General features: G+C 64.6%; 16 protein-coding genes and 1 pseudogene. 9 read left to right on the forward strand and 8 right to left on the reverse strand.

What is annotated here, in order from left to right:
* The 4 genes and pseudogenes from AC1DVM_RS17605 to AC1DVM_RS17620 all read left to right on the forward strand — a co-directional run.
* Positions 1 to 185: pseudogene (locus tag AC1DVM_RS17605) on the forward strand (AI-2E family transporter); the annotation flags it as partial.
* A 31-nt stretch (positions 186 to 216) separates the two neighbouring features.
* Positions 217 to 684, forward strand: coding sequence for a YbaK/EbsC family protein (locus AC1DVM_RS17610; RefSeq protein WP_477256453.1), 468 nt, complete (start codon positions 217 to 219; stop codon positions 682 to 684).
* Between the two features lie 67 nt (positions 685 to 751).
* A complete protein-coding gene (locus tag AC1DVM_RS17615) occupies positions 752 to 994 on the forward strand; it encodes a DUF3297 family protein (RefSeq protein WP_477256454.1) in 243 nt (80 codons plus the stop codon).
* A 125-nt stretch (positions 995 to 1119) separates the two neighbouring features.
* The gene (locus AC1DVM_RS17620; protein ID WP_477256456.1) at positions 1120 to 3444 is read left to right on the forward strand and encodes a cadherin repeat domain-containing protein; all 2325 of its coding nucleotides are present in this window, start codon (positions 1120 to 1122) and stop codon (positions 3442 to 3444) included.
* A 95-nt stretch (positions 3445 to 3539) separates the two neighbouring features.
* On the opposite strand, the gene AC1DVM_RS17625 is transcribed toward AC1DVM_RS17620, so the two are convergent.
* The 4 genes from AC1DVM_RS17625 to AC1DVM_RS17640 form a co-directional block, all read right to left on the reverse strand.
* The gene (locus tag AC1DVM_RS17625) at positions 3540 to 4619 is read right to left on the reverse strand and encodes a BMP family ABC transporter substrate-binding protein (protein WP_477256458.1); all 1080 of its coding nucleotides are present in this window, start codon (positions 4617 to 4619) and stop codon (positions 3540 to 3542) included.
* 106 nt (positions 4620 to 4725) lie between these two features.
* Positions 4726 to 5643, reverse strand: a complete 918-nt coding sequence (locus AC1DVM_RS17630; RefSeq protein WP_477256460.1) for an ABC transporter permease — start codon at positions 5641 to 5643, stop codon at positions 4726 to 4728.
* Positions 5640 to 6716, reverse strand: coding sequence for an ABC transporter permease (locus AC1DVM_RS17635; RefSeq protein ID WP_477256462.1), 1077 nt, complete (start codon positions 6714 to 6716; stop codon positions 5640 to 5642). The genes AC1DVM_RS17630 and AC1DVM_RS17635 overlap by 4 nt, the downstream gene beginning before the upstream one ends.
* Positions 6706 to 8256 (reverse strand): ABC transporter ATP-binding protein, encoded by a 1551-nt coding sequence (locus AC1DVM_RS17640; RefSeq protein ID WP_477256464.1) that lies wholly within the window; start codon positions 8254 to 8256, stop codon positions 6706 to 6708. The genes AC1DVM_RS17635 and AC1DVM_RS17640 overlap by 11 nt, the downstream gene beginning before the upstream one ends.
* 219 nt (positions 8257 to 8475) lie before the next feature.
* Here AC1DVM_RS17640 and AC1DVM_RS17645 point away from each other — a divergent pair, with 219 nt between their 5' ends.
* A complete protein-coding gene (locus tag AC1DVM_RS17645) occupies positions 8476 to 9735 on the forward strand; it encodes a UbiH/UbiF family hydroxylase (RefSeq protein ID WP_477256466.1) in 1260 nt (419 codons plus the stop codon).
* On the opposite strand, the gene AC1DVM_RS17650 is transcribed toward AC1DVM_RS17645, so the two are convergent.
* The gene (locus AC1DVM_RS17650) at positions 9677 to 10645 is read right to left on the reverse strand and encodes an AEC family transporter (protein ID WP_477256468.1); all 969 of its coding nucleotides are present in this window, start codon (positions 10643 to 10645) and stop codon (positions 9677 to 9679) included. The two genes, AC1DVM_RS17645 and AC1DVM_RS17650, sit on opposite strands and share 59 nt — an antisense overlap.
* 202 nt (positions 10646 to 10847) lie before the next feature.
* On the opposite strand from AC1DVM_RS17650, the gene hspQ reads away from it, so the two are divergent.
* A complete protein-coding gene (hspQ, locus tag AC1DVM_RS17655; RefSeq protein WP_477256471.1) occupies positions 10848 to 11177 on the forward strand; it encodes a heat shock protein HspQ in 330 nt (109 codons plus the stop codon).
* Positions 11178 to 11252: 75 nt separating this feature from the next.
* On the opposite strand, the gene AC1DVM_RS17660 is transcribed toward hspQ, so the two are convergent.
* Positions 11253 to 12077, reverse strand: coding sequence for an invasion associated locus B family protein (locus tag AC1DVM_RS17660; RefSeq protein ID WP_477256472.1), 825 nt, complete (start codon positions 12075 to 12077; stop codon positions 11253 to 11255).
* A gap of 244 nt (positions 12078 to 12321) precedes the next feature.
* Here AC1DVM_RS17660 and AC1DVM_RS17665 point away from each other — a divergent pair, with 244 nt between their 5' ends.
* Positions 12322 to 14121, forward strand: coding sequence for an extracellular solute-binding protein (locus tag AC1DVM_RS17665; RefSeq protein WP_477256474.1), 1800 nt, complete (start codon positions 12322 to 12324; stop codon positions 14119 to 14121).
* Positions 14122 to 14235: 114 nt separating this feature from the next.
* Positions 14236 to 14583 carry a hypothetical protein gene (locus AC1DVM_RS17670; protein ID WP_477256476.1) on the forward strand — a complete coding sequence of 116 codons (348 nt, stop codon included), beginning with the start codon at positions 14236 to 14238 and terminating at the stop codon, positions 14581 to 14583.
* On the opposite strand, the gene mfd is transcribed toward AC1DVM_RS17670, so the two are convergent.
* Both mfd and AC1DVM_RS17680 read right to left on the reverse strand, forming a co-directional pair.
* The gene (gene mfd / locus AC1DVM_RS17675; protein WP_477256478.1) at positions 14580 to 18101 is read right to left on the reverse strand and encodes a transcription-repair coupling factor; all 3522 of its coding nucleotides are present in this window, start codon (positions 18099 to 18101) and stop codon (positions 14580 to 14582) included. The two genes, AC1DVM_RS17670 and mfd, sit on opposite strands and share 4 nt — an antisense overlap.
* A 40-nt stretch (positions 18102 to 18141) precedes the next feature.
* The gene (locus AC1DVM_RS17680) at positions 18142 to 18438 is read right to left on the reverse strand and encodes an FAD assembly factor SdhE (protein WP_477256480.1); all 297 of its coding nucleotides are present in this window, start codon (positions 18436 to 18438) and stop codon (positions 18142 to 18144) included.
* Positions 18439 to 18540: 102 nt separating this feature from the next.
* Between AC1DVM_RS17680 and recG the strand changes: the two genes are divergently transcribed.
* Positions 18541 to 20651: ATP-dependent DNA helicase RecG (gene recG / locus AC1DVM_RS17685; protein ID WP_477256482.1), on the forward strand; the 2111-nt coding region annotated here is incomplete at its 3' end.

Genomic DNA, 20651 nt, shown 5'->3' on the forward strand with positions numbered 1-20651 from the left:
ATGTGCTCTATCCCGTCCTCGTCGGCAGCCGGCTGATGCTGCACACGGTGCCATCCTTCGTCGCCGTGGTGGGGGGCGTGATCCTGTTCGGGACGCCCGGCTTGATCCTAGGCCCGCTGGTGGTCACGATTTCCATCGTGCTGCTCCACATCTGGCGCGAACGCGGCGATCTCCCCCGAACCTAACTCTTCGTCCAATTCCCAGGAGAAACTCGGCATGAGTCTGGAAACCGTCCGTGCGTTCTTTGCCGCCCATGCGCCGGATATCGAGATCATCGAGCTTTCGACCAGCACGGCCACCGTCGAGCTGGCGGCGGCGGCTCATGGGGTTGCGCCCGGCCAGATCGCCAAGACGCTCTCGATGCGGATCGGCGACCGGGTGATTCTCGTGGTCGCGCGGGGCGACGCCCGTCTCGATAACCGCAAGATCAAGGCGACGTTCGGCGGCAAGGCCCGGATGCTGGCGGCCGACGAGGTGGAAGCCTTGACGGGCCACCCCGTGGGCGGGGTCTGTCCGTTCGGCCTTGCCGCGCCTCTCCCTGTTTATTGCGACGTCAGCCTCGAGGCCTTCGACGAAGTGATCCCCGCCGCCGGGGCAACGCACAGCGCCGTGCGCATTTCCCCGGACCGGCTTGCCGACCTCGTAGGCGCGACGTGGGTCGATGTGTGTCAGGCGATCGCCTGACCCCGCGCTTTGCATCGCTGCGGGAAATCGCTATCTGTGGGCCCACACTTTTCTGGAACCGCATCCGATGACCGACACGCCTCCCGACCGCCTCTCCGGCAATCCGAACAGCCCCTATTACGACGAGAAACTGCTCGAACGCGGCGTCGGCGTCCGGTTCAAGGGCGTCGAGAAGACCAATGTGGACGAATATTGCGTCAGCGAAGGCTGGGTGCGCCTGACCGCGGGCGCTGCGAAAGACCGCGCCGGCAACCTCATGACCATCAAACTGAAGGGTCCGGTAGAGCCCTATTTCCGCGACGTGGAATAACCTCTTCCCGTTTGGGAGCGCTGCTATCCAAAGCGTATATTACGGTATAATATTGCGGTAACGGGCCTGTCGATGCATCCAGAGCGGATCGTCGGCGCATGGCCATTCCTGCCGCAGGGTTAGCCATGTCCGTCTCTCAAACTTTCAGCCTCTCCGCCGACATTTCGGCGAACGCCCGCCCCACCCTTGTCAATCTGAGCGGAGATCGCGCCCGCGGCGCGGCCGGGGGACCACCCGCCCTCCTCGATGTGGGCTCCGACGCGACAATCCTCGGGGGCGGCCCGTGGGATTCTCTGCAGGTGACCCTGACCACTTTCGACGCGTTCGACATCCTGGGAATCCGCCAGACCCCGAGTATCTTGCGCGTCGCCGGTACGGCCTTGTTCGTCCACGAGGTCGAGATTGGCGAGATCGACCTGACCCTCCCCGGTGTATTGTACTTAACGTTCAACGCCAACGCCGCCACCAGCGCGGTGGAAACGCTGATCCATTCCCTGACTTATCAAAATACCTCTCCGCAGGCGGATCTTGTCATGGATCGGACCATCGGCTTCGGTCTCGCCGACATGGGCGGCGGGCGGATAACCGGTGCGTCTCTGAAGGCCGCGGTCGCGCCGATGATGGCGCCGTTTGTCCTGACGGCCGGCATTGACGCGTTTACGGGCGATATCGACGCCAACATCGTCGAGGCGACTCAAGCGACCCTGACGGCCGGAGATTGGCTCGACGGCGGGGGCGGCAACGACACGCTGGTGTTGAATAGTGGCGGGGTGTTCGAATTCGACGGTCTCCAGGTGTTTCAGAGCATCGAAACCATCGTGGGCGCGACAGGAAAGGATGACGTCCTGAAGATGCATGCGTCACAGCTGCAGGGTGTCAAAGCTATCGATGGCGGTGGCGGGGTGCTGGGTGACAGATTGACCCTCCTGGGCGCTTCGATTGATCTGACCGGCACGACGATTACGGGAGTCGATATCATCGAACTGGCCAACGATTCCACCGTCACGGTCAGTGATGTCGCCACCGCGCTCCACGTTATCGACGAGATTGGAGGCTCCAACGAACTGATCCTGACACAAGGCACACTGACGCAGGCTGAGAAGAACACGATCTACAGCCATGGCATCGAGGTGATCACGATCAATGGACAAAGCGAAACTCATGCTGCTCCGGTTCTCTTTGACCTCGATGGCGATAGGATTGGGGCGGTCGAAAATATCCCGGTCTTCGTTGATGCGTTGCGGAATTCGCGGCTCCTCCTCGACAACGTGGCGCCGGATCACGTCGAATTCAGGTTCAATGGTGGCGTAGTCGACCCGCAGGATTCATTGGGCATCGATGTCGCCGGAGGCATCACGTTGAGCGCGGGCTACATAAAGGACAGCGTTGTCAGCGTTACCATCGGCAACACCACGACCGCGATCGGCTCCCTGCTCATCGCGCAGAAGAATTTTCTGTACGTCGAATTCAATCCGTTGGCGACGGCCGCGATGGTCGACATTCTCATGCACGCCATCACCTACACGCGAAGCATCGGTTCAACCACCGGCGGTTTCTGGATCGAAGCGACCGTGGTGGATACAACGAACGCGCAAACCATCAACTACATCGACGTCGATCCCCCAAGCACACCGCCTCCCCCACCGGCCAATGGCGCGCCGACCAACATCACACTTTCCGCGACAACCCCCACGGAACTTGCCGCCAACGGAACCGTTGTGGGCGCTCTGGCTGCAATCGACGCGGATGCCAACGAGGCCTTCACCTACACGCTCCTCGACAGCGCCGGCGGGCGGTTCGCGATCCGGGACGGCAAGCTTGTGGTGGCGGATGGGATCCGGCTCGATTTCGAGCAGGCCGCGAGCCATCAGGTATCGGTGCGGGTGAGCGACAAGGCCGGCCACACAATCGACCGCTCTTTCACCATCGCAATCGGCGACGTGGCGAACGAGTTCAGTACCGGCACCCAAAGAGACGATCGCCTCGTCGGGGGAGCCGGCAACGACACTTTCTCGGGCGGCGCCGGGGTCGACTTGCTCTTTGGCGGTGCGGGTGCCGACCGGCTGTCGGGCGGGCTCGGGCGCGATCTCCTGACGGGGGGCGCCGGAAGGGACATCTTTCTGTTCGACTCCGCGGTGGCGAAAAAGAAGAATGCTAATATCGACACGATCGCGGACTTCGTCGTGCGGGACGACGGCATCTATTTGGAGAACGGTATCTTCAAGGGTCTCGGCAAGAAGGGCACCGTCGCCAAGCCCGCGAAGCTCGGAAAGGACGCGTTCTGGGAGGGCGCGAAGGCGCACGATGCATCGGATCGGATCGTCTACAATCCGAAGACGGGCGCGCTGTATTACGACGAGGACGGCAACGGCTCGAAATCCGCGATTCAGATCGGGACGCTGCCGAAGAAACTCAAGACGATGAACGAGAAAGACTTCTTCATCATCTGATCCGGAGGCTGCCGGCGGACTGCCGCGAATGGCCCAGCCCTCGAACAAAAAAAGGCAGCCCTGAGAGGCTGCCTTTTGCTTCGATGGAAATCCGCCTACTGGGGCAGCTTGTCGTCAATGCCCTTGACGTAGAAGTTCATGCCGAGGACCTGTTCGTCCGAAAGCGCGCCCTTGCCCTTGCACTCCACTTCCGTGCCATCCTGCTTGAGGACAGGGCATTTGAAGGGGTTGAGCTTGCCGGATTTGATCGCGGCCTCCGTTTCCTCGGCCATCTTCTTGACGTCGTCGGGCATGTTCTTGAAGGTCGACATCACGACCATACCCGTGTCGAACCCGCCCCAGAGATCCTGCGACTTCCAGGTGCCGTCGAGCACCGCCTTGGTGCGTTCGACGTAATAATCCGCCCAGTTGTCGACGATGGCGGTGAGCTGAGCTTTCGGCGCGAACCGTTCCATGTCGGAGGCCTGGCCGAAGCCGTATTTGCCGCGCGCTTCGGCGGCCTGCAGGGGAGCCGGGCTGTCGGTGTGCTGGGCGATGACGTCGACGCCCTGGTCCAGCAGCGCCTTGCCCGCATCGGCTTCCTTCGCCGGGTCGTACCAGGAATTGGCCCACACGACCTTCAGCTTCACGGCCGGGTTCACCGATTGCGCGCCGAGGAAGTAGGAGTTGATGCCGGCGACCACCTCGGGAATCGGGAACGCGCCCACATAGCCGATGGTGCCGCTCTTGGTCATCTTGCCGGCGATCTGGCCGATGACATAACGGCCCTCGTGGAACTTCGCCGCGTAGGTCGAGAGATTCGGTGCCCGCTTGAAGCCCGTCGCATGCTCGAACTTGATGTTGGGATATTTCTTGGCGACCTTGAGGGTCGGCTCCATGAAGCCGAACGAGGTGGTGAAGATGAGGCCATGGCCGGTGCGGGCCAGCTGCTCGATCGCGCGCTCGGAATCGGCTTCCGGCACGCTCTCGACATAGGTCGTCTCGACCTTGTCGCCGAAGGCTTTCTCGATGGCCTTGCGGCCGACGTCGTGCTGATAGCTCCAGCCGTGGTCGCCCACCGGGCCCACATAGATGAAACCGACTTTCAGCTTCTGCTGCTGGGCGGACGCTCCGCCTGCCGAGAGAGCCAGGGCGGCGGCCCCGACCAATGCGCCGATGATGGTCCGTGAAGACATACTTGCTTCCCTAGGGTTTGGTGATCCGAAGATCCTCGCCGGATATTCCTCGCAGGTCGCGGGTCTTGCCGCAACATTCAGCGTGAGGACATTAACACCGCTTTGCCTATCGGTCAGGCACGAATGGCACGCCGAGGGACCCGGGAGAGCCGATGGCCCTGCCATGTTTCAACGAGAGCAGCAAAAGCGCCAGGATCGTCGCGAGATAAGGAACGGCTGAGAGCAATTGCGACGGCACGCCGAACTGGGCGGCTTGGGCGTGGAGCTGCAACACGGTCGCGGCCCCGAAGATATAGGCCCCGATCAGCACCCATTTCGGCCGCCACGCCGCGAACACCACCAGCGCAAGGGCGATCCAGCCTCTCCCCGCCGTCATCCCCGGCGACCAGAACCGCGTGTAGACCAGCGACAGATACGCCCCCGCAAGGCCCGCGCAGGCGCCACCGAACAGGATCGCGAGGAAGCGGGCTTTCAGGACCGGCAGCCCGAGCGCGTGGGCGGAGGCATGGTTCTCCCCGATGGATCGAAGGATGAGCCCTGCCCGCGACCGGTTGAGGTAGAGGCCGACCGCCACCGTGAGGATGATCGAACCGTAGACAAAGAGATCCTGCCCAAAGAACAGGCGTCCGACGAGAGGCAGATCCGTGAGGCCGGGGACGTGGATGGGCGCCACGGGATCGCGCCGCGCACCCACGAACGGCGCGCCGATGAGGCCGGACAGGCCAAGTCCGAAGATGGTCAGCGCCAGACCCGATCCGACCTGATTGGCGGCGAAACCCAGCACCACGACGGCGAAGAGGACCGCCATCAGCGCCCCGGCGAGCATTCCCGCGCCCACTCCCATCAAGGTCGAGTCGAAGGTGACGGCGGCGGCGAAGCTGCAGGCGGCACCCATCGCCATCATGCCCTCGAGGCCGAGATTGAGCACGCCGGAACGCTCGGCCACCAGCTCGCCGATCGAGGCGATCAGGAGAGGCGTCGATGCGGTGACGATGGTGAGGAGGATCGCCTCGAAAGTGGTCATGCGGTCGCTCCCCGGCTGACGATGCGGATGCGGTTGCTCACCAATGCGTCGGCGGCCAGCACGCACAGGAGCAGGATGCCCTGGAATGCCTGGGTGAGATCGAGCGGCAGCTTGAGCATGATCTGGGCGCTCTCGCCGCCGATGAAGGTCAGCGAAACGACCAGCGCCGCCACCAGGATGCCGATGGGATTGAGCCGCCCGAGAAACGCCACCGTGATGGCGGTAAAGCCATAGCCGGGCGAAATCGAGGGCTGGAGCTGGCCGATCTGTCCCGCCACTTCGGAAATGCCCGCAAGGCCTGCGAGACCGCCTGAAATGCCGAAGACCGCGAGCGTCGTCGTCTTGGAATCGAAGCCTGCGAACCGCGCCGCCCGGGGCGCATCGCCGCTGAGACGCAGGCGATAGCCGAACAGGGTTCGACCAAGCACGACCGCCGTGATGAGGACGGCGATCAGCGCGAACACGAAGCCGTAATGAACGCGCCCCGCCTCGAAGATCGCCGGGAGGGTCGCGGCGGGATCGAAGGTGACCGATTGGGGAAAGTTGAAGCCCTTTGGATCCCGCCACGGTCCGCGCACCAGATAATCGAGGACCAGTTGCGCGATATAGACCAGCATCAGGCTGGTGAGGATCTCGTTGACGCCGAAACGGGTCTTGAGAAAGGCCGGGATGAGCCCGTAGAGGGCGCCGCCCACGATACCCGCCACCATCATCGCGGGCAGCACCCAGGCGCCCGCGTCGCTGCCGTGGGTCCGCAGCGCAAGCCAGCTCCCCAGCACCGCGCCGATCACGTATTGGCCTTCAGCGCCGATGTTCCAGAGGTTGGCCCGGAAGCAATAGGACAGGCCGATGGCGATCAAGGCCAGCGGGGTCGCCTTGACGAGGATTTCCTGCAGCGCCCAGGGATCGCTGAGAGGCTGCGTGACATAGACCTGAAAGGCCGCGAGCGGCGAGCGCCCCATCAGCCAGATCACGAGACCTGCGATCAGGAACGCGGTGACGAACGCGAGAACCGGCGCGAGCGCGCGCCAGACAGCGGAAATCGACGCGCGCGGCGTCAGCTCAAACCGCATGGATGGCCTCGCGCGACGTCTCCGCGGCTCCGAGCATTTCGAGCCCCACCGATTCCTTTGTCCATTCCGAAACGGGTTTCAACGGGCTCAACTTTCCCTGATGGATGACCGCCATGCGATCGGCGATTTCAAAGAGTTCGTCCAGATCCTGGCTGACCACGACAACCGCGCTTCCCTCCGTGGCGAGGTCGACCAGCGCCTGGCGGATCAGACGCGCCGCGCCGGCATCGACGCCCCAGGTCGGCTGGTCGACGATGAGAAGAGCGGGTTTGCGGATCATTTCCCGGCCGATGACGAATTTCTGCAGGTTCCCGCCCGACAACTTTCGCGCCTGTGGGTCGGCCTCTGACATCCGCACGTCGAAACTCTGCACGATGCTCTGGGCAAAACGACGGGCCGCGCGAACGAGGATGAAGCCCGCGCGGCTGACCTCGGCTGCGGCATGAGAGATGAGGGTGTTTTCGCTCAGGCTGTGGGTCGGCGCGGCCGCATGGCCGAGGCGTTCCTCCGGCACGAACGCCGACCCGAGACGCCGCCGCGCGTCGATGCCGAGGGTGCCGCAGGCGCGGCTCCCGATGACGATGGCGTTGTCGCGATCGACAATCCGCTCGCCGGACAGGACGGCGAAAAGCTCGCTCTGGCCGTTCCCGGCAATTCCGGCGATTCCCACCACCTCGCCCGCATGGGCCACGAGATCTATGTTCGAGAGCGCAACCCCGTGAAGAGAGGGAGCCGGTACAGACAGGCGATCGACCCTCAGCATCTCGACGCCGGGTCGATGGGGAACGGTGCTGCGCACCTCGCCGACCTCATTGCCCACCATCAGAGCGGCGATTTCCCTGGCGCTCTTCGCGCGGGGATCGATGTCCGCCACGGTCCTGCCGGCGCGCAGGATCGTCGCCTTCTGGCAGAGACGGCGCACCTCTTCGAGCTTGTGCGAAATATAAAGGATCGACACGCCCTCGGCCGAGAGTTTGTCGAGCGTGACGAACAGATGCTCGGCTTCCTGCGGCGTCAGCACGGAGGTCGGTTCGTCGAGAATGAGCAGGCGTGGACCTTGCAGCAGGCAGCGGACGATTTCGATGCGCTGACGTTCGCCCGCCGACAGCGTCCACACCGCGCGGTCGGCTTCGAGCGCCAGACCGTAATTGTGAGATATGTCGCCGAGCCGCCGGCGAACGGCGTCGAGCGTCCACTCATCCGACAGCGCGACCGCGATGTTCTCCGCGACCGTCAGCTCGTCGAACAGGGAGAAGTGCTGGAACACCATTCCGATTCCGAGCGCCCGCGCCTCGACCGGTGAGGAGATGGTGACCGGTCCGCCCTCCCAGACGATCTCTCCGCCGCTCGGCTCGACGACCCCGTACAGGATCTTCACCAAGGTCGACTTGCCCGCGCCGTTCTCGCCGAGGAGCGCATGGATTTCGCCGGGACGGATCGACAGATCGATGGCGTCATTGGCCAGGAGTTCGCCGTAGCGCTTGCTGATTCCCCGCAATTCGACGAGGGGCTGGCCGGATGATGGTGGGTCTGCCTTCACGCACTGAAACTCTGGGTGAAAAGGTTGAAGACGGGTTTCGCGGGAGGACGTTGCGGGTGAAACTGGAACTGAAGCATCAATCCCTTGCGGCATCGACGTCTGCAGGCGAAAGGATCATAGGGACGGGATGCGCCTATCGGCAATGGCGAATGCATCGAATATGGTGAGTTTGCAAGCGCCGCATGGTTGATCGGCAGGCTTGCGCCACGAGAGGACGGCATGACGGATCGGGACTTCGACATCGTGATCGTCGGCGCGGGCGCGGTGGGGCTCGGCGCGGCGCTCGCCTTCGCACGAGACGGCTACAGCACGGCGCTCGTCGGTGGTCTCGACGCCCGACGGGACGGACGCACCGTCGCGCTGCTGAACGGATYGGTGCGTTTTTTCGAAGCGCTAGGCCTCTGGCCAACCCTTACGCCGCGCGCCGCGCCCCTCGAGACGATGCGCATCATCGACGATACCGGGAGCCTCTTCCGCCCGCCGCCCGTGTCGTTTCGCGCGGCGGAGATCGGTCTCGATGCGTTCGGGTGGAATATCGAGAACGCCGACCTCGTCGAGATTCTCGCCGAGGCCGCTCGCCGGCAGGACCACCTGAGACTGTTCGACGGCCAGGCCACCGGCATCGAGAACGAAACCGGACAGGCGCTGATCCGGCTGGAGGGCGGCGACGTCCTTCAGGCGAAGCTCGGCGTCGCGGCCGATGGACGCAATTCCCAGCTTCGCCAAAGCGTCGGAATCGAGGCGCGGCGTTGGTCCTATCCGCAATCGGCCGTCACGGCGATCCTTGCGCATGAGCGGCCCCATCGAGAGACATCGACGGAGTTCCACACCCGGAACGGCCCGTTCACGCTGGTTCCCCTGCCCGGTCGCCGGTCGAGCCTTGTCTGGGTCACCAGTCCCGATGAGGCCGAAACCTTGACCGGACTTGGCGACGGCGATCTCGCCATGCGGATCGAGCGGCAGGCGCAGTCCATTTTGGGTGCGATGAAGATCGACGGCGCGCGGGGCACATTTCCGATGACGGGCATGTCCGTCGACCGCTACACCGCCCCCCGCTTGGCGCTGGTGGGCGAGGCAGCCCACGTGTTCCCTCCCATCGGTGCACAAGGGTTGAATCTCGGTCTGCGGGATGTGGCGGCACTGCGGGATGCGGTCATCGATGCGGGCGACGCGGGCAAGGACCCTGGCTCCTTCGAGGCCCTCGATCGATACCAGTTCGGACGCGACATCGATGTCCGGCTCCGGACGGCCGCGGTGGACAGCCTCAACCGCACCCTGCTCAATGGCATCCTGCCGGCGGATTTCCTGCGCGGCGCGGGGCTTCTCGGCCTGAGCCAGATCGGCCCCTTACGCCGGGCCGTGATGCGGGAGGGCGTCCTTCCCCGCATCGGCACGCCGCGCCTGATGAAGGCCGCTTCTATCAGGGAAACAGATCGTACGGCAGGGCCCCGAGGCGGATCAGAAGCAGAAGCCCCGTAAGCGTGACCATCGAGGCGAGCGTCCCGATCAGCACGCAGGCGGATGCGCGCTCGACGCCGACATCGTATTGGGTCGCTATCACGAAAATGTTCAGGGCCGGTGGCAGGGCCGCCATGGTGATCGCCGCATAGGTCCAGACAGCCCCGAAATCCCCCATCGCCGACAGCAATAGCCAGATCAGCAGCGGATGGACGATCAGCTTGATCGTCGCCAGCGCCGGCACTCCGTCGGGGATGCGCCACAGGGGCCGCATGGCGACGGTGACGCCAAGGATGAACAGCGCGCAAGGGGCCGCCGCACCCGAGAGCCAGGTGACCATCTGGTCCGCAGCCTGAGGCAGTCGCAGGTGAAAATAGCTGGCGGCGATGCCCAGGGCGATCGCCACGTTGAACGGATGCGTGAGGATCCGCCAGACGATCATGCGGATGGTGGCACTCACACTGAGCTTTTCGATACCCGCCACAGACATCAGGAGCGGCACCAGGGAGAACAGCAGGAGATTGTCGAAGACGAAGATCAGCACCACCGGAGCGCTGGCGGCGGCCCCGAGGGCGCCGAGCACGAGGGGTGGCCCCATATAGCCGACATTCGAGTAGGACCCCGCCACCCCCTGCATGACCGATTGCGGGAGATCGCGCGTGTGGCGCCAGCCGGTGCCGAAAGCCATCGCGAAGACGAGGAACGTCGAGAGAGTGGTGGCGGCGATGAAGGGCCAATTCGCCAGTTGTTCGAGAGGCTTGTCGGCGATGAGGCGGAAGAACAGGCTCGGCAGGGAGACGTAGATCAGGAAAAACTGCATCCAGGCGAGGCCGGCCTCATGCTGGCGCACCACCTTGCCGCAGAAGAAGCCGAGCCCGATCAAGCCGAAAAAGGGCGCAAGAAGATTGAAAAGCCCGATCAATTCGGACATCGGGCTGCTCCGCGCGACTGACTTACCCGGTCACTTCTGGCGAAATTCGCCTCCCGCGACAATGGCTCCCCGCGCCCGGCGGGCAGACCGAAATCGCAGGGCATTTCGAATTCGTTAACGCCCTGGGCATACCGTGTGGGGCGTGGTCGGTTTGCGATCAACAGGCCGATCCCCCATATGCGGGTCGAGGAGTTCAGGACCGATGAAAGCTAATTCAGCAAGATTCGCGATCGGCCAGGTGGTGAAACACAGATTATTCGCATTCCGGGGACTGATTTTCGATGTCGATCCGGAATTCGACAACACTGAGGATTGGTGGCTCTCGATTCCCGAGGACATCAGGCCCAGCAAGGAACAGCCGTTCTACCACCTGTTCGCCGAAAACGCGGAGACCGAGTACGTCGCCTATGTGTCGGAGCAGAATCTCTTGCCCGATACCTCCGGCGAGCCGCTTCGCAACGCGTTGATCGAGGAAATGTTCGACCGTGACGAATCGGGCGCCTATCGGACAAAGCCCACCTTCGCCCACTGAAAACTCAGTGAGCGCTCAAATAAAAACGCCGGGCTCGATGCCCGGCGTTTTCGTGAATCGGTGGACCCGAGCCGATCAGGGCTTCGGGGCGGGGGCCGCCGGGGCCGCGGGGGCTGCTGCTCCAGGCGCTGCCGAACCCGCTCCGAGTTGCTTGCGAAGCTCTTCGCTGCGCTTCTCGAGTTCTTCCTGCAGCTTCTTCTGCTGCTCTTCGAGCACCTTCGGGTCAATCGCCGGGCCGTCGAAGGCCTTGGCGAAGCCGGCGACCGGGACCGCGAAGGTCACTTCGCGACCGGCTTGGTTCTGCACGCTGACGTTCAGGTTGTTGCCCTTCTTGAGCGCCGCGATGAAATCGTCCTTCACCGGCGATTCGGCGAAGCAGCCATTCGGGAAGCAGACGGCATAGCGGCCGGGCGTGGGCTGGCCCTGATCGACCGTGAAGCGGATGCCGGGCTGGAGGAGAAGGCCGAGGGGCATCAGGAAGCGCACGATCTTCTGCGGCTGCTGTCCGCCCTTCACGTCATAGAGCGCGACGGCGAGGACCGGCTGGCCCTGATCCGAGACGAAATCGCGGGTGGTGTAGCAGATTTCCGCATTGGTGCCCTGGTCCTTGCCGCAGACCTTCGTCCATTCCGGCTGGGAGGGTTCGGCCTTGACCTGCACGACCATGGGACCGGTCTGCTGGGCCTGCTGGCCGGCGGGAGCGCCGGGCACGGGTGCGGCGGGCGCAGCGGGAGCGGGAGCGGCAGGCCTGGCGGGAGCAGGCGCCGAGGGGCGCTGCGCCGGAGCCGGCTGGGCGGGAGGCGTCTGCGCCAGAACCGGCGAAGCGGCCAGAGTGAGAGCGAGAGCCGTGGCCAGGCCGCGGGTGCCCCCCAGGCTCGCGAGGCGGGTCGCGAATGACATGTGGTAGATCCTCTTCAATCGAAGGCAGGCTTTGCGAAGGACGGCTTTTGCTTATTGGCCGAAGGGTTCGGCCCGTTCGTAACTTTCAAGAACGGTGAATCTTTGCTGATTAAGGCGAAGACATGACGTGTTGGGCTCCTTTAACCTTTCGCAAGTTAGGTTTCCAGTCATGATGGCCAACTTTCTTTACACTATTCAGGGTGGATTTTCGGGACCCGGGCCACGTCGTGGGACGGCTCTCAAGATGCGGGGATTGCTGAGACATATCGCGGTTTTGTGCCTGGCGTTGGTGGCGGCAACCGGCGCCTCGGCGGCGGGCCCCGAGCGTCACGGCCTCGCGATGCATGGCGAACCCGCGCTCGCCGCCGGTTCCCAAGGGCTGCCCTATGCGAACCCGGATGCTCCCCGGGGCGGCCGAATCGTTCTCGGCCTGCAAGGCACGTTCGACAGCCTCAACCCGCTCATCGTGCTGGGCGTGGCTCCCGATGCGGTCCAGCGATATGTGCTGCAAAGCCTGATGATCCGCTCGCAGGATGAGCCCTTTTCGCTCTACGGCCTCGTCGCCCACTCGGTGGAAATGCCCGATGACCGCAGCGAGATCACCTTCAACCTCGATTCCCGTGCCCGGTTTTCGGACGGACACCCACTGACGGCCGAAGACGTCCGCTTCACGTTCGAGGCGCTGAAGAAGGACGGCAAGCCCTTCCACCGGAGCACATTCGCACAGGTCAAGGCGGTCGAGGTCGAGAGTCCCCATCGCATCCGCTTCGACCTCTCGGGGGTTGGCGATCGCGAATTGCCCTTGATCATCGCCATGATGCCGATCTTCGCCGCGCATGCGAGCGATCCGGAAACCTTCGCCAGGACCAGTCTCACGCCGCCCATCGGCTCGGGTCCTTATGCGATGACCGAGGTGCGGCCGGGAGAGCGGGTGGTGCTCAAGCGCCGGGCCGATTACTGGGGCAAGGACCTTCCGATCACGCACGGGCTCTATAATTTCGATGAGATCAGATACGATTTCTATCGCGATGCCAATACCCTGTTCGAAGCGTTTAAGGCGGGACTTTATGATTACCGGCTGGAAGGCGACGCCAGCCGATGGGCGACGGGCTATGATTTCCCGGCCTTGCGGGAGGGCCGGGTCATCCGCGAGACGTTGCCAATCCGATCGCCCAAGGGGATGAGCGGGTTCGTGTTCAACACGCGCCGCCCGCTCTTCGAGGACGTTCGTGTCCGTGAGGCGCTCGGCTATCTGTTCGATTTCGGATGGGTGAACCGAAACCTCTATTTCGGGCTCGTCACGAGGTCGGACAGCTACTTTGCCGGGTCCGACCTTTCCTCCGCCGGAAAACCGCCCACGCCCCGCGAGCAGCAATTGCTGGCCCCTTATGCCGGTTCGTTGAACCCGGCGATCCTGTCCGGCACCTGGGCCCCGGCCTCGTCGGATGGTTCCGGACGGGATCGAGGTACCGCCCGTCAGGCCCTCGACCTTCTGGAACAGGCCGGCTGGGTAATCGACGGCGGGGTTCTCCGAAACCGCAAGACCCGGCAGCCCTTCGCGTTCGAAATGCTGGTGAACTCCCGGCAGCAGGAGCGTCTTGCCCTCAATTTCGCCGAGTCGCTGACCCGGATCGGGGTTCGCGCCCGGGTGCGACTCGTCGACGATGTCCAGTACTGGCGCCGCCTGTCGAAATTCGATTTCGACATGGTCCAGTCCACGTGGTTCGCCTCCATGTCACCGGGTAACGAGCAACGCAACCGCTGGTCGAGCGCCGCCGCCTCGCGCGAGGGATCGCTGAATTATGCCGGGGCCGCCTCGCCGGCGATCGACGGTATGATCGACGCGCTGCTGATGGCGAAGGAGCGGGAGGATTTCGTATCGGCCGTTCGCGCGCTCGATCGCGCGCTCCTCTCCGGCTTCTATGTGGTGCCGCTTTTTTACGTGGACAATCAATGGCTCGCCCGTGACAGCAAGCTGAGGCGCCCGGATAAAGTCCCGCTGCTCGGCACGACGAGCGACACCTGGTGGCGCGCCGCGGATTAGCGGTATCGCCCCTTTATGTTGCAGTGCCGTTCATCTGACGAGTGAAACAAAGAGCGTGGCTATGCGTTGGTGGGCATCGTCCTCCCGGCGAAATGTTGCACTGCAGGAAAAATCATGTCCGAGATGCCCAAAGTCCTGGTGGTTGACAGTGGTCGCAGAGCGCCCGACAGCGCCCTCTCGACCGAACTCGCCGAAATGGGCATTGCCAGCGTCACTACGCCCTTCGAGGCGGCGGACGAGGTGCTGGCGACGATGTCGATCCCGGTGGCGATCGTCCTCCAGCTTTCCCGGCACAGCGACAGGGCCGAGCAGAAGCGGTTCATGGAGCTCGCCAGCCGTCTCCGCGCGGCCATGCGATCCAGCGGAACGCCGGTCATCGTCACCGGCGGCGTCAGCGGTGCCGCCACCATGCTCCAAAGCCATCTCGGGGCCCGCGCGGTCGCCCACGACGCTTCGCGCTAGGCCGCTTTCTTCTCGGCGATCTGCACCAGCTCCCGCAGGATGACCCGCGCTGTCTTCAACCGCTCGTCCGGCGTCCGCACATCCCGGACGAACACGATCTTCATGTCGGGGCGGACCTTCGCAAACGACGCCTGCTCCGTGACGTAGGAGACGAGACCCGTGGGGTTGGCGAACGAGTTGTCGCGGAACGACACGATGAGGCCCTTCGGTCCGCCGTCCACCTTCTCGATATTGGCCCGGCGGCACAGGACCTTGATGGCCATGATCTTCAACAACTGGTCGACTTCGGAGGGCAGCGGGCCGAACCGGTCGATCAATTCCGCTCCGAAGYTGTCGATCTCGCCGTCGGTTTCCAGCGTCGACAGGCGACGATAGAGGCCGAGCCTCGTCTGAAGGTCCTCCACGTAGCTCTCGGGGATCATCACCGGCGCGCCCACCGAGATCGTGGGCGACCATTGATCCTCGGTCGGCTCTTCCACACCGGCCTTCAACTGAGCCACTGCCTCCTCCAGCATCTGCTGGTAAAGCTCATAGCCGACTTCCTTGATATGACCGGACTGCTCGTCGCCCAAAAGGTTGCCGGCGCCGCGGATATCGAGATCGTGCGAGGCGAGCTGGAAGCCCGCGCCGAGCGTGTCCAGCGTCTGCAGGACCTTGAGACGGCGCTCCGCCTGCACGGTGAGCGGCTTCGTCGCCGAGACCGTGAAGACCGCGTAGGCACGCGTCTTCGAGCGGCCAACCCGGCCCCGCAACTGGTAGAGCTGCGACAATCCGAACATGTCGGCGCGGTGCACGATGAGCGTGTTGGCGGTCGGGATGTCGAGGCCGGATTCGACGATCGTGGTCGAGAGCAGGATGTCGTATTTGCCCTCGTAGAAGGCCGTCATCACGTCCTCGAGCTGGCCCGCCGCCATCTGTCCGTGCGCCACCGCGACTTTTGCTTCCGGCACTTCCTTCTCCAGGAAGGTTTTCACCTCGGCGAGGTCGTCGAGGCGCGGGGCGACGTAGAAGGCCTGCCCGCCCCGGTAGCGTTCGCGCAGGAGCGCCTCGCGAACGAGCAGCGGGTCGAACGGCGTGATGAAGGTTCGCACGGCCAGCCGGTCGACCGGCGGCGTGGTGATCAGCGACAATTCTCTCACGCCGGTCAGCGCCAGCTGCAATGTACGCGGGATCGGTGTGGCGGAGAGCGTGAGGACGTGGACCTCGGCACGCAGCTCCTTCAGGCGCTCCTTGTGGCTGACGCCGAAATGCTGCTCCTCGTCCACGACGATGAGGCCGAGATCCTTGAAGGCGATCGCCTTGCCGAGAAGGGCGTGGGTGCCGATCACGATGTCGACGGTCCCGTCCTTGAGCCCTTCCTTGACCTTCTTCATCTCCGCGGCGGGCACAAAACGCGACGCCTGGGCGACATTGAGTGGCAAGCCACGGAAACGATCGCAGAACGTCTTGTAGTGCTGGCGGGACAAAAGCGTCGTCGGCACGACCACTGCCACCTGCTTGCCGTTCATGGCCGCGACGAAAGCCGCGCGAAGCGCCACCTCGGTCTTGCCGAAGCCGACATCGCCGCAGACCAGCCGGTCCATCGGCCGACCCGAACCCATGTCGTCCAGCACCGCCTCGATGGCGTTGAGCTGGTCTTCCGTCTCCTCATAAGGGAAGCGGGCGGCGAATTCGTCGTAGAGGCCTTCCGGCGGCGTCAGGCGCGGAGCGTCCTTCAGGATGCGCGCCGCCGCGATCTTCATCAGGGCGCCCGCCATCTCGCGGATGCGCTGTTTCATTCGCGCCTTGCGCGATTGCCAGGCCCCGCCGCCGAGCCGGTCGAGCTGGACCTCGGTTTCCTCCGACCCGTAGCGGGTCAGCAATTCGATGTTCTCGACCGGCAGGAAGAGGCGGTCGCCGCCAGCGTAGTGAAGCTCGAGACAATCATGCGGCGCGCCCGCGGCCTCGATGGTTTTCAAGCCTTCGAAGCGGCCGATGCCATGGTCGACGTGAACGACCAGATCGCCCGGGGTCAGGGCCGCGATCTCGGTCAGAAAATCCTGCGGGCGCTTGGCCTTGCGCTTCTGCCGCACCAGACGGTCGCCCAGGATGTCCTGTTCGCTGATGACCGCGAGATCGCCGACCTCGAAACCGGATTCGAGGCTCCAGACGCCGACCGGCACCTCGTTGCGGGGATAGGCCATCGCCTGATCGAATTTCGAGATCAGTTTCGTCTGACGCAGATCGTGATCCTGCAGCACATGGGTCAGGCGCTCGCGCGAGCCCTCCGACCACGCGCCGAGGATGACCCGCATCTTCCTGGCCTGAAGCTCGCGAATATGAAGGATCGCGGCCTCGAAGACGTTGGCGCTCTCGTCGGCCCGTTCGGCGATGAAATTGCGACCCCGTCTCGCCTCACAATCGACGATGATCCGGCCGCCCTGCTCGGGCACCGCGAACGGCGTCAGGCGGGCGAGCGTCAGGTCGCCGGTGCGCTTCGCCCACTCGTCCGGTGAAAGGTAGAGAGCGTCCGGGGGTAGCGGTCGATAGGGCGCCACGCCCGGCTGGTTCTGGCCCATGGCCTCGCGGCGGGCGTCGTAGTAATCCTTGACCTGCGCCAGCCTCTCGCCAGCCGCATCGTCGACCATGCTGTCGAAGACGACCGGGATATCGGGAACGTAGTCGAGCAGCATGTCGAGCCGGTCGTTGAACAGCGGCAGCCAATGTTCATGGCCGGGATAGCGACGCCCCTCGCTGATGGCCTCATACAGCCGGTCGTCCCGCGTGGGCGCGCCGAAGGCCGCCACATAGGATTGGCGGAAGCGCTTGATGCTGTCCGTCGTCAGCTGCACCTCGCTCATGGGAACGAGATCGAGAGCGCGTAAGGTGCCGACGGTCCTTTGGGTTTCCGGGTCGAACGAGCGGATGGATTCGAGCGCGTCGCCGAAAAAGTCGAGGCGCACCGGGTTGGGCAGGCCTGCCGGATAGAGATCGATGATGCCGCCGCGAACCGCGTATTCGCCCGTGTCCCGCACGGTGCCGGTGCGGGCGAAACCGTTGGTTTCGAGCCAGCCGATCAGCAGCGTCGTATCCACCACGTTTCCGGGCGCCGCCGAGAAGGTTTCGGCGGCGATCCGGGACCGGGGCGGCACCCTCTGGACGAGGGCGTTCACGGTGGTGGAGAGGATGCGAGGCTTGTCCTCGGCCGTCTTGGAGCGGGCCAGCCGGGAGAGCGTCGTCATGCGCTGGGCGGTGACGGCGGTGTTGGGGGAAACCCGGTCGTAGGGCTGGCAGTCCCAGGCGGGGAATTGCAGCACCTCGATCTCGGGCGCGACGAAACCGAGTCCGTTGATGAAGTTCTGCTGCCGCTGACCGTCGCGCGATACATGGACGAGGACCGCCGGTCCCTCGACCTTTCCGGACAATCCCCGCGCCAGATCGGCGACCGCGAGCGTATCGAACCCGTCCGGGACGCTGGACAGGGTCAGGCTCTGGCCCTTCTTGAGGGCATCCAAGGCGCGGATCAGGGGAGACTTCATGACAATCGGTCGGATCTATTCTGGAGGAACGAGGAGCAGGTCAGGTGTGGATGGGCGAGGAATGGGAATGAAACGCCTTCATGCGCCGGAAAAGCGCCGTGTCGTATTCCGCCGGCGTTTCCGCCTCGCCGGTGATCCAGGCAAAGAGGTCACGGTCGACAGCGTCGATCAGGCGTTCGAAGTCCGCGAGCTCGGATTCGGCAAGCGTCCCGATCTCCGCATCCGCGAAGCGCCCCATGATCAGGTCCATCTCGCGCATACCCCGATGCCACGAGCGATAGAGGATCTGTTTGCGGCGGACGTCGAGATCCGCGCTGCTGCGTGTGGTTCCGCTCATGACAGGGCTCCGGGAAGATGGCGTCGCCTTGAGGCGGCATTGCGGCTATATAACCGCCCACGCTCATCTTGCCACCCGTTTGCGAATTGAACGCCCGTTTGAATGTCATTGCGCCCTTCCCTTCTCGATCCGCTATTCGCCCCGGCCAGCACCCTGCCGGGCGTCGGGCCCAAGATAGCGCCCTTGCTGGACCGCCTGCTCGCTGAGCCGGGGCGGCAGACGCGCGTCGCCGACCTGCTGTTCCATCTCCCCACGAGCGGGATCGCCCGCGAGCTCAAGGGCTCCATCGCCGACGCGCCGGTCGGCGAGCCGGTGACGCTTGCGGTGACGGTGACGGCGCATCGTCCACCCCCACCGGGCCGGCGCGGCCCCCACAAGATTCTGGTGGAGGATGAGACCGGCGACGTGACGCTGGCTTTTTTCAACGGCCACAAGGCCCGGCTGGAAAAACTGCTCCCGTTGGGCGAACGCCGGTATGTGTCGGGCAAGATCGAGATGTGGGACGGAATGCGCCAGATGGTCCATCCCGACCGCGTCCTCGACGAGCGCGGCTTGGCGACCCTGCCCGCCGTCGAGGCGATCTACGGCCTCACCGAGGGACTGTCATCGCGGATGGTCGGCCGCTACATGGGCGCGGCCCTCGAAAAGGTCCCGCGCCTTCCCGAATGGCAGGATTCCGCCTGGCTGAAACGCAGCGGGTCGCCGGATTTTCAGAGCGCGCTCGCCGCCCTGCACCGCCCCGACGACGCCAGGGCCCTGACCGACGAAATGCTCGCCCGCTCCGGCCCGCGCCGCCGCCTTGCCTATGACGAGCTGCTGGCCTCGCAGCTCGCGCTGGCTCTGGTGCGAAGCCGGATGCGGCGCCTTCCGGGACGCGTCAATGCGGGCGACGGCAGGCTGGTGGAACGGCTGCGCTCGATGCTGCCCTTCGGCCTGACGGGGGCTCAGGAAAAGGCGGTCGAGGATATCCGCCGCGACCTCGTCTCCGACAAGAAGATGCTGCGGCTTCTCCAGGGCGACGTGGGCTCCGGCAAGACCGTCGTCGGCCTGCTGGCGATGGCGAGCGCCATCGAGGCGGGGCGGCAGGCGGCGCTGATGGCCCCGACGGAAATCCTCGCGCGGCAGCATTACGAGCGCATCGCCCCGATGGCGCGGGACGCCGGCTTGTCGATCGCGCTCCTCACCGGCCGGGACAAGGGCGCCGAACGGCGGGCCGTGCTGGCCGGGTTGGGCGACGGCACGATCCAGATCGCGGTCGGGACCCACGCGCTCTTTCAGGAAGGCGTCGCCTTCAAGGACCTTGGCGTGGCGGTGGTGGACGAGCAGCATCGCTTTGGCGTCCATCAACGCCTTGCGCTCGGCGCCAAGGGCGAGGCGGTCGACATTCTGGTGATGACCGCGACCCCGATCCCGCGCACCCTCGCCCTCACCTATTTCGGCGACATGGACGTGTCGGTGCTCGATGAGAAGCCCGCGGGTCGCAAGCCGATCGCCACGAAAGTGATTTCCATCGAACGCCTGGACGAAGTCGTGGGCGGGATCGGACGGGCGATCCGCAATGGCGATCAGGTCTATTGGATCTGTCCGCTGGTCGGCGAATCCGAATCCCTCGACCTTGCGGCCGCCGAAGAACGGCACGAGCAACTGCGATCCATCTTCGGCGATTGCGTCGGGCTCGTTCACGGCAAGCTCGCGGGCCGCGACAAGGACGCGGCGATGGAGCGTTTCTCGTCGGGCGAAACGAAAATTCTGGTGTCGACGACGGTGATCGAAGTCGGCGTCGATGTGCCGAACGCCTCCATCATGGTCATCGAGCATGCCGAGCGGTTCGGGTTGGCGCAGCTACACCAGTTGCGCGGCCGCATCGGACGCGGCTCGCGCGCCTCCACCTGCCTTCTGCTCTACAAGGGGCCGCTCGGACAGACCGCGCAGGCCCGTCTCGAGATGATGCGCGAAAGCGAGGACGGCTTCCGCATCGCCGAGGAGGACCTCCGCCTGAGGGGCGAAGGCGAGGTGCTTGGCACGCGGCAATCGGGTCTTCCCGGCTTCAAGCTCGCCCGACTGGAATCGGACGCCGACCTGCTCTCCGCCGCCCGCGACGACGCGCGGCTGATCGTGGAGCGCGACCCCGATCTCACGAGCGTGCGCGGCGAGGCGTTGCGGGTGCTGCTTTATCTCTTCGAGCGCGATGCGGCGATTCGGTTGTTGAGGGC

Source organism: Microvirga sp. P4_A5 (genome assembly GCF_056402495.1).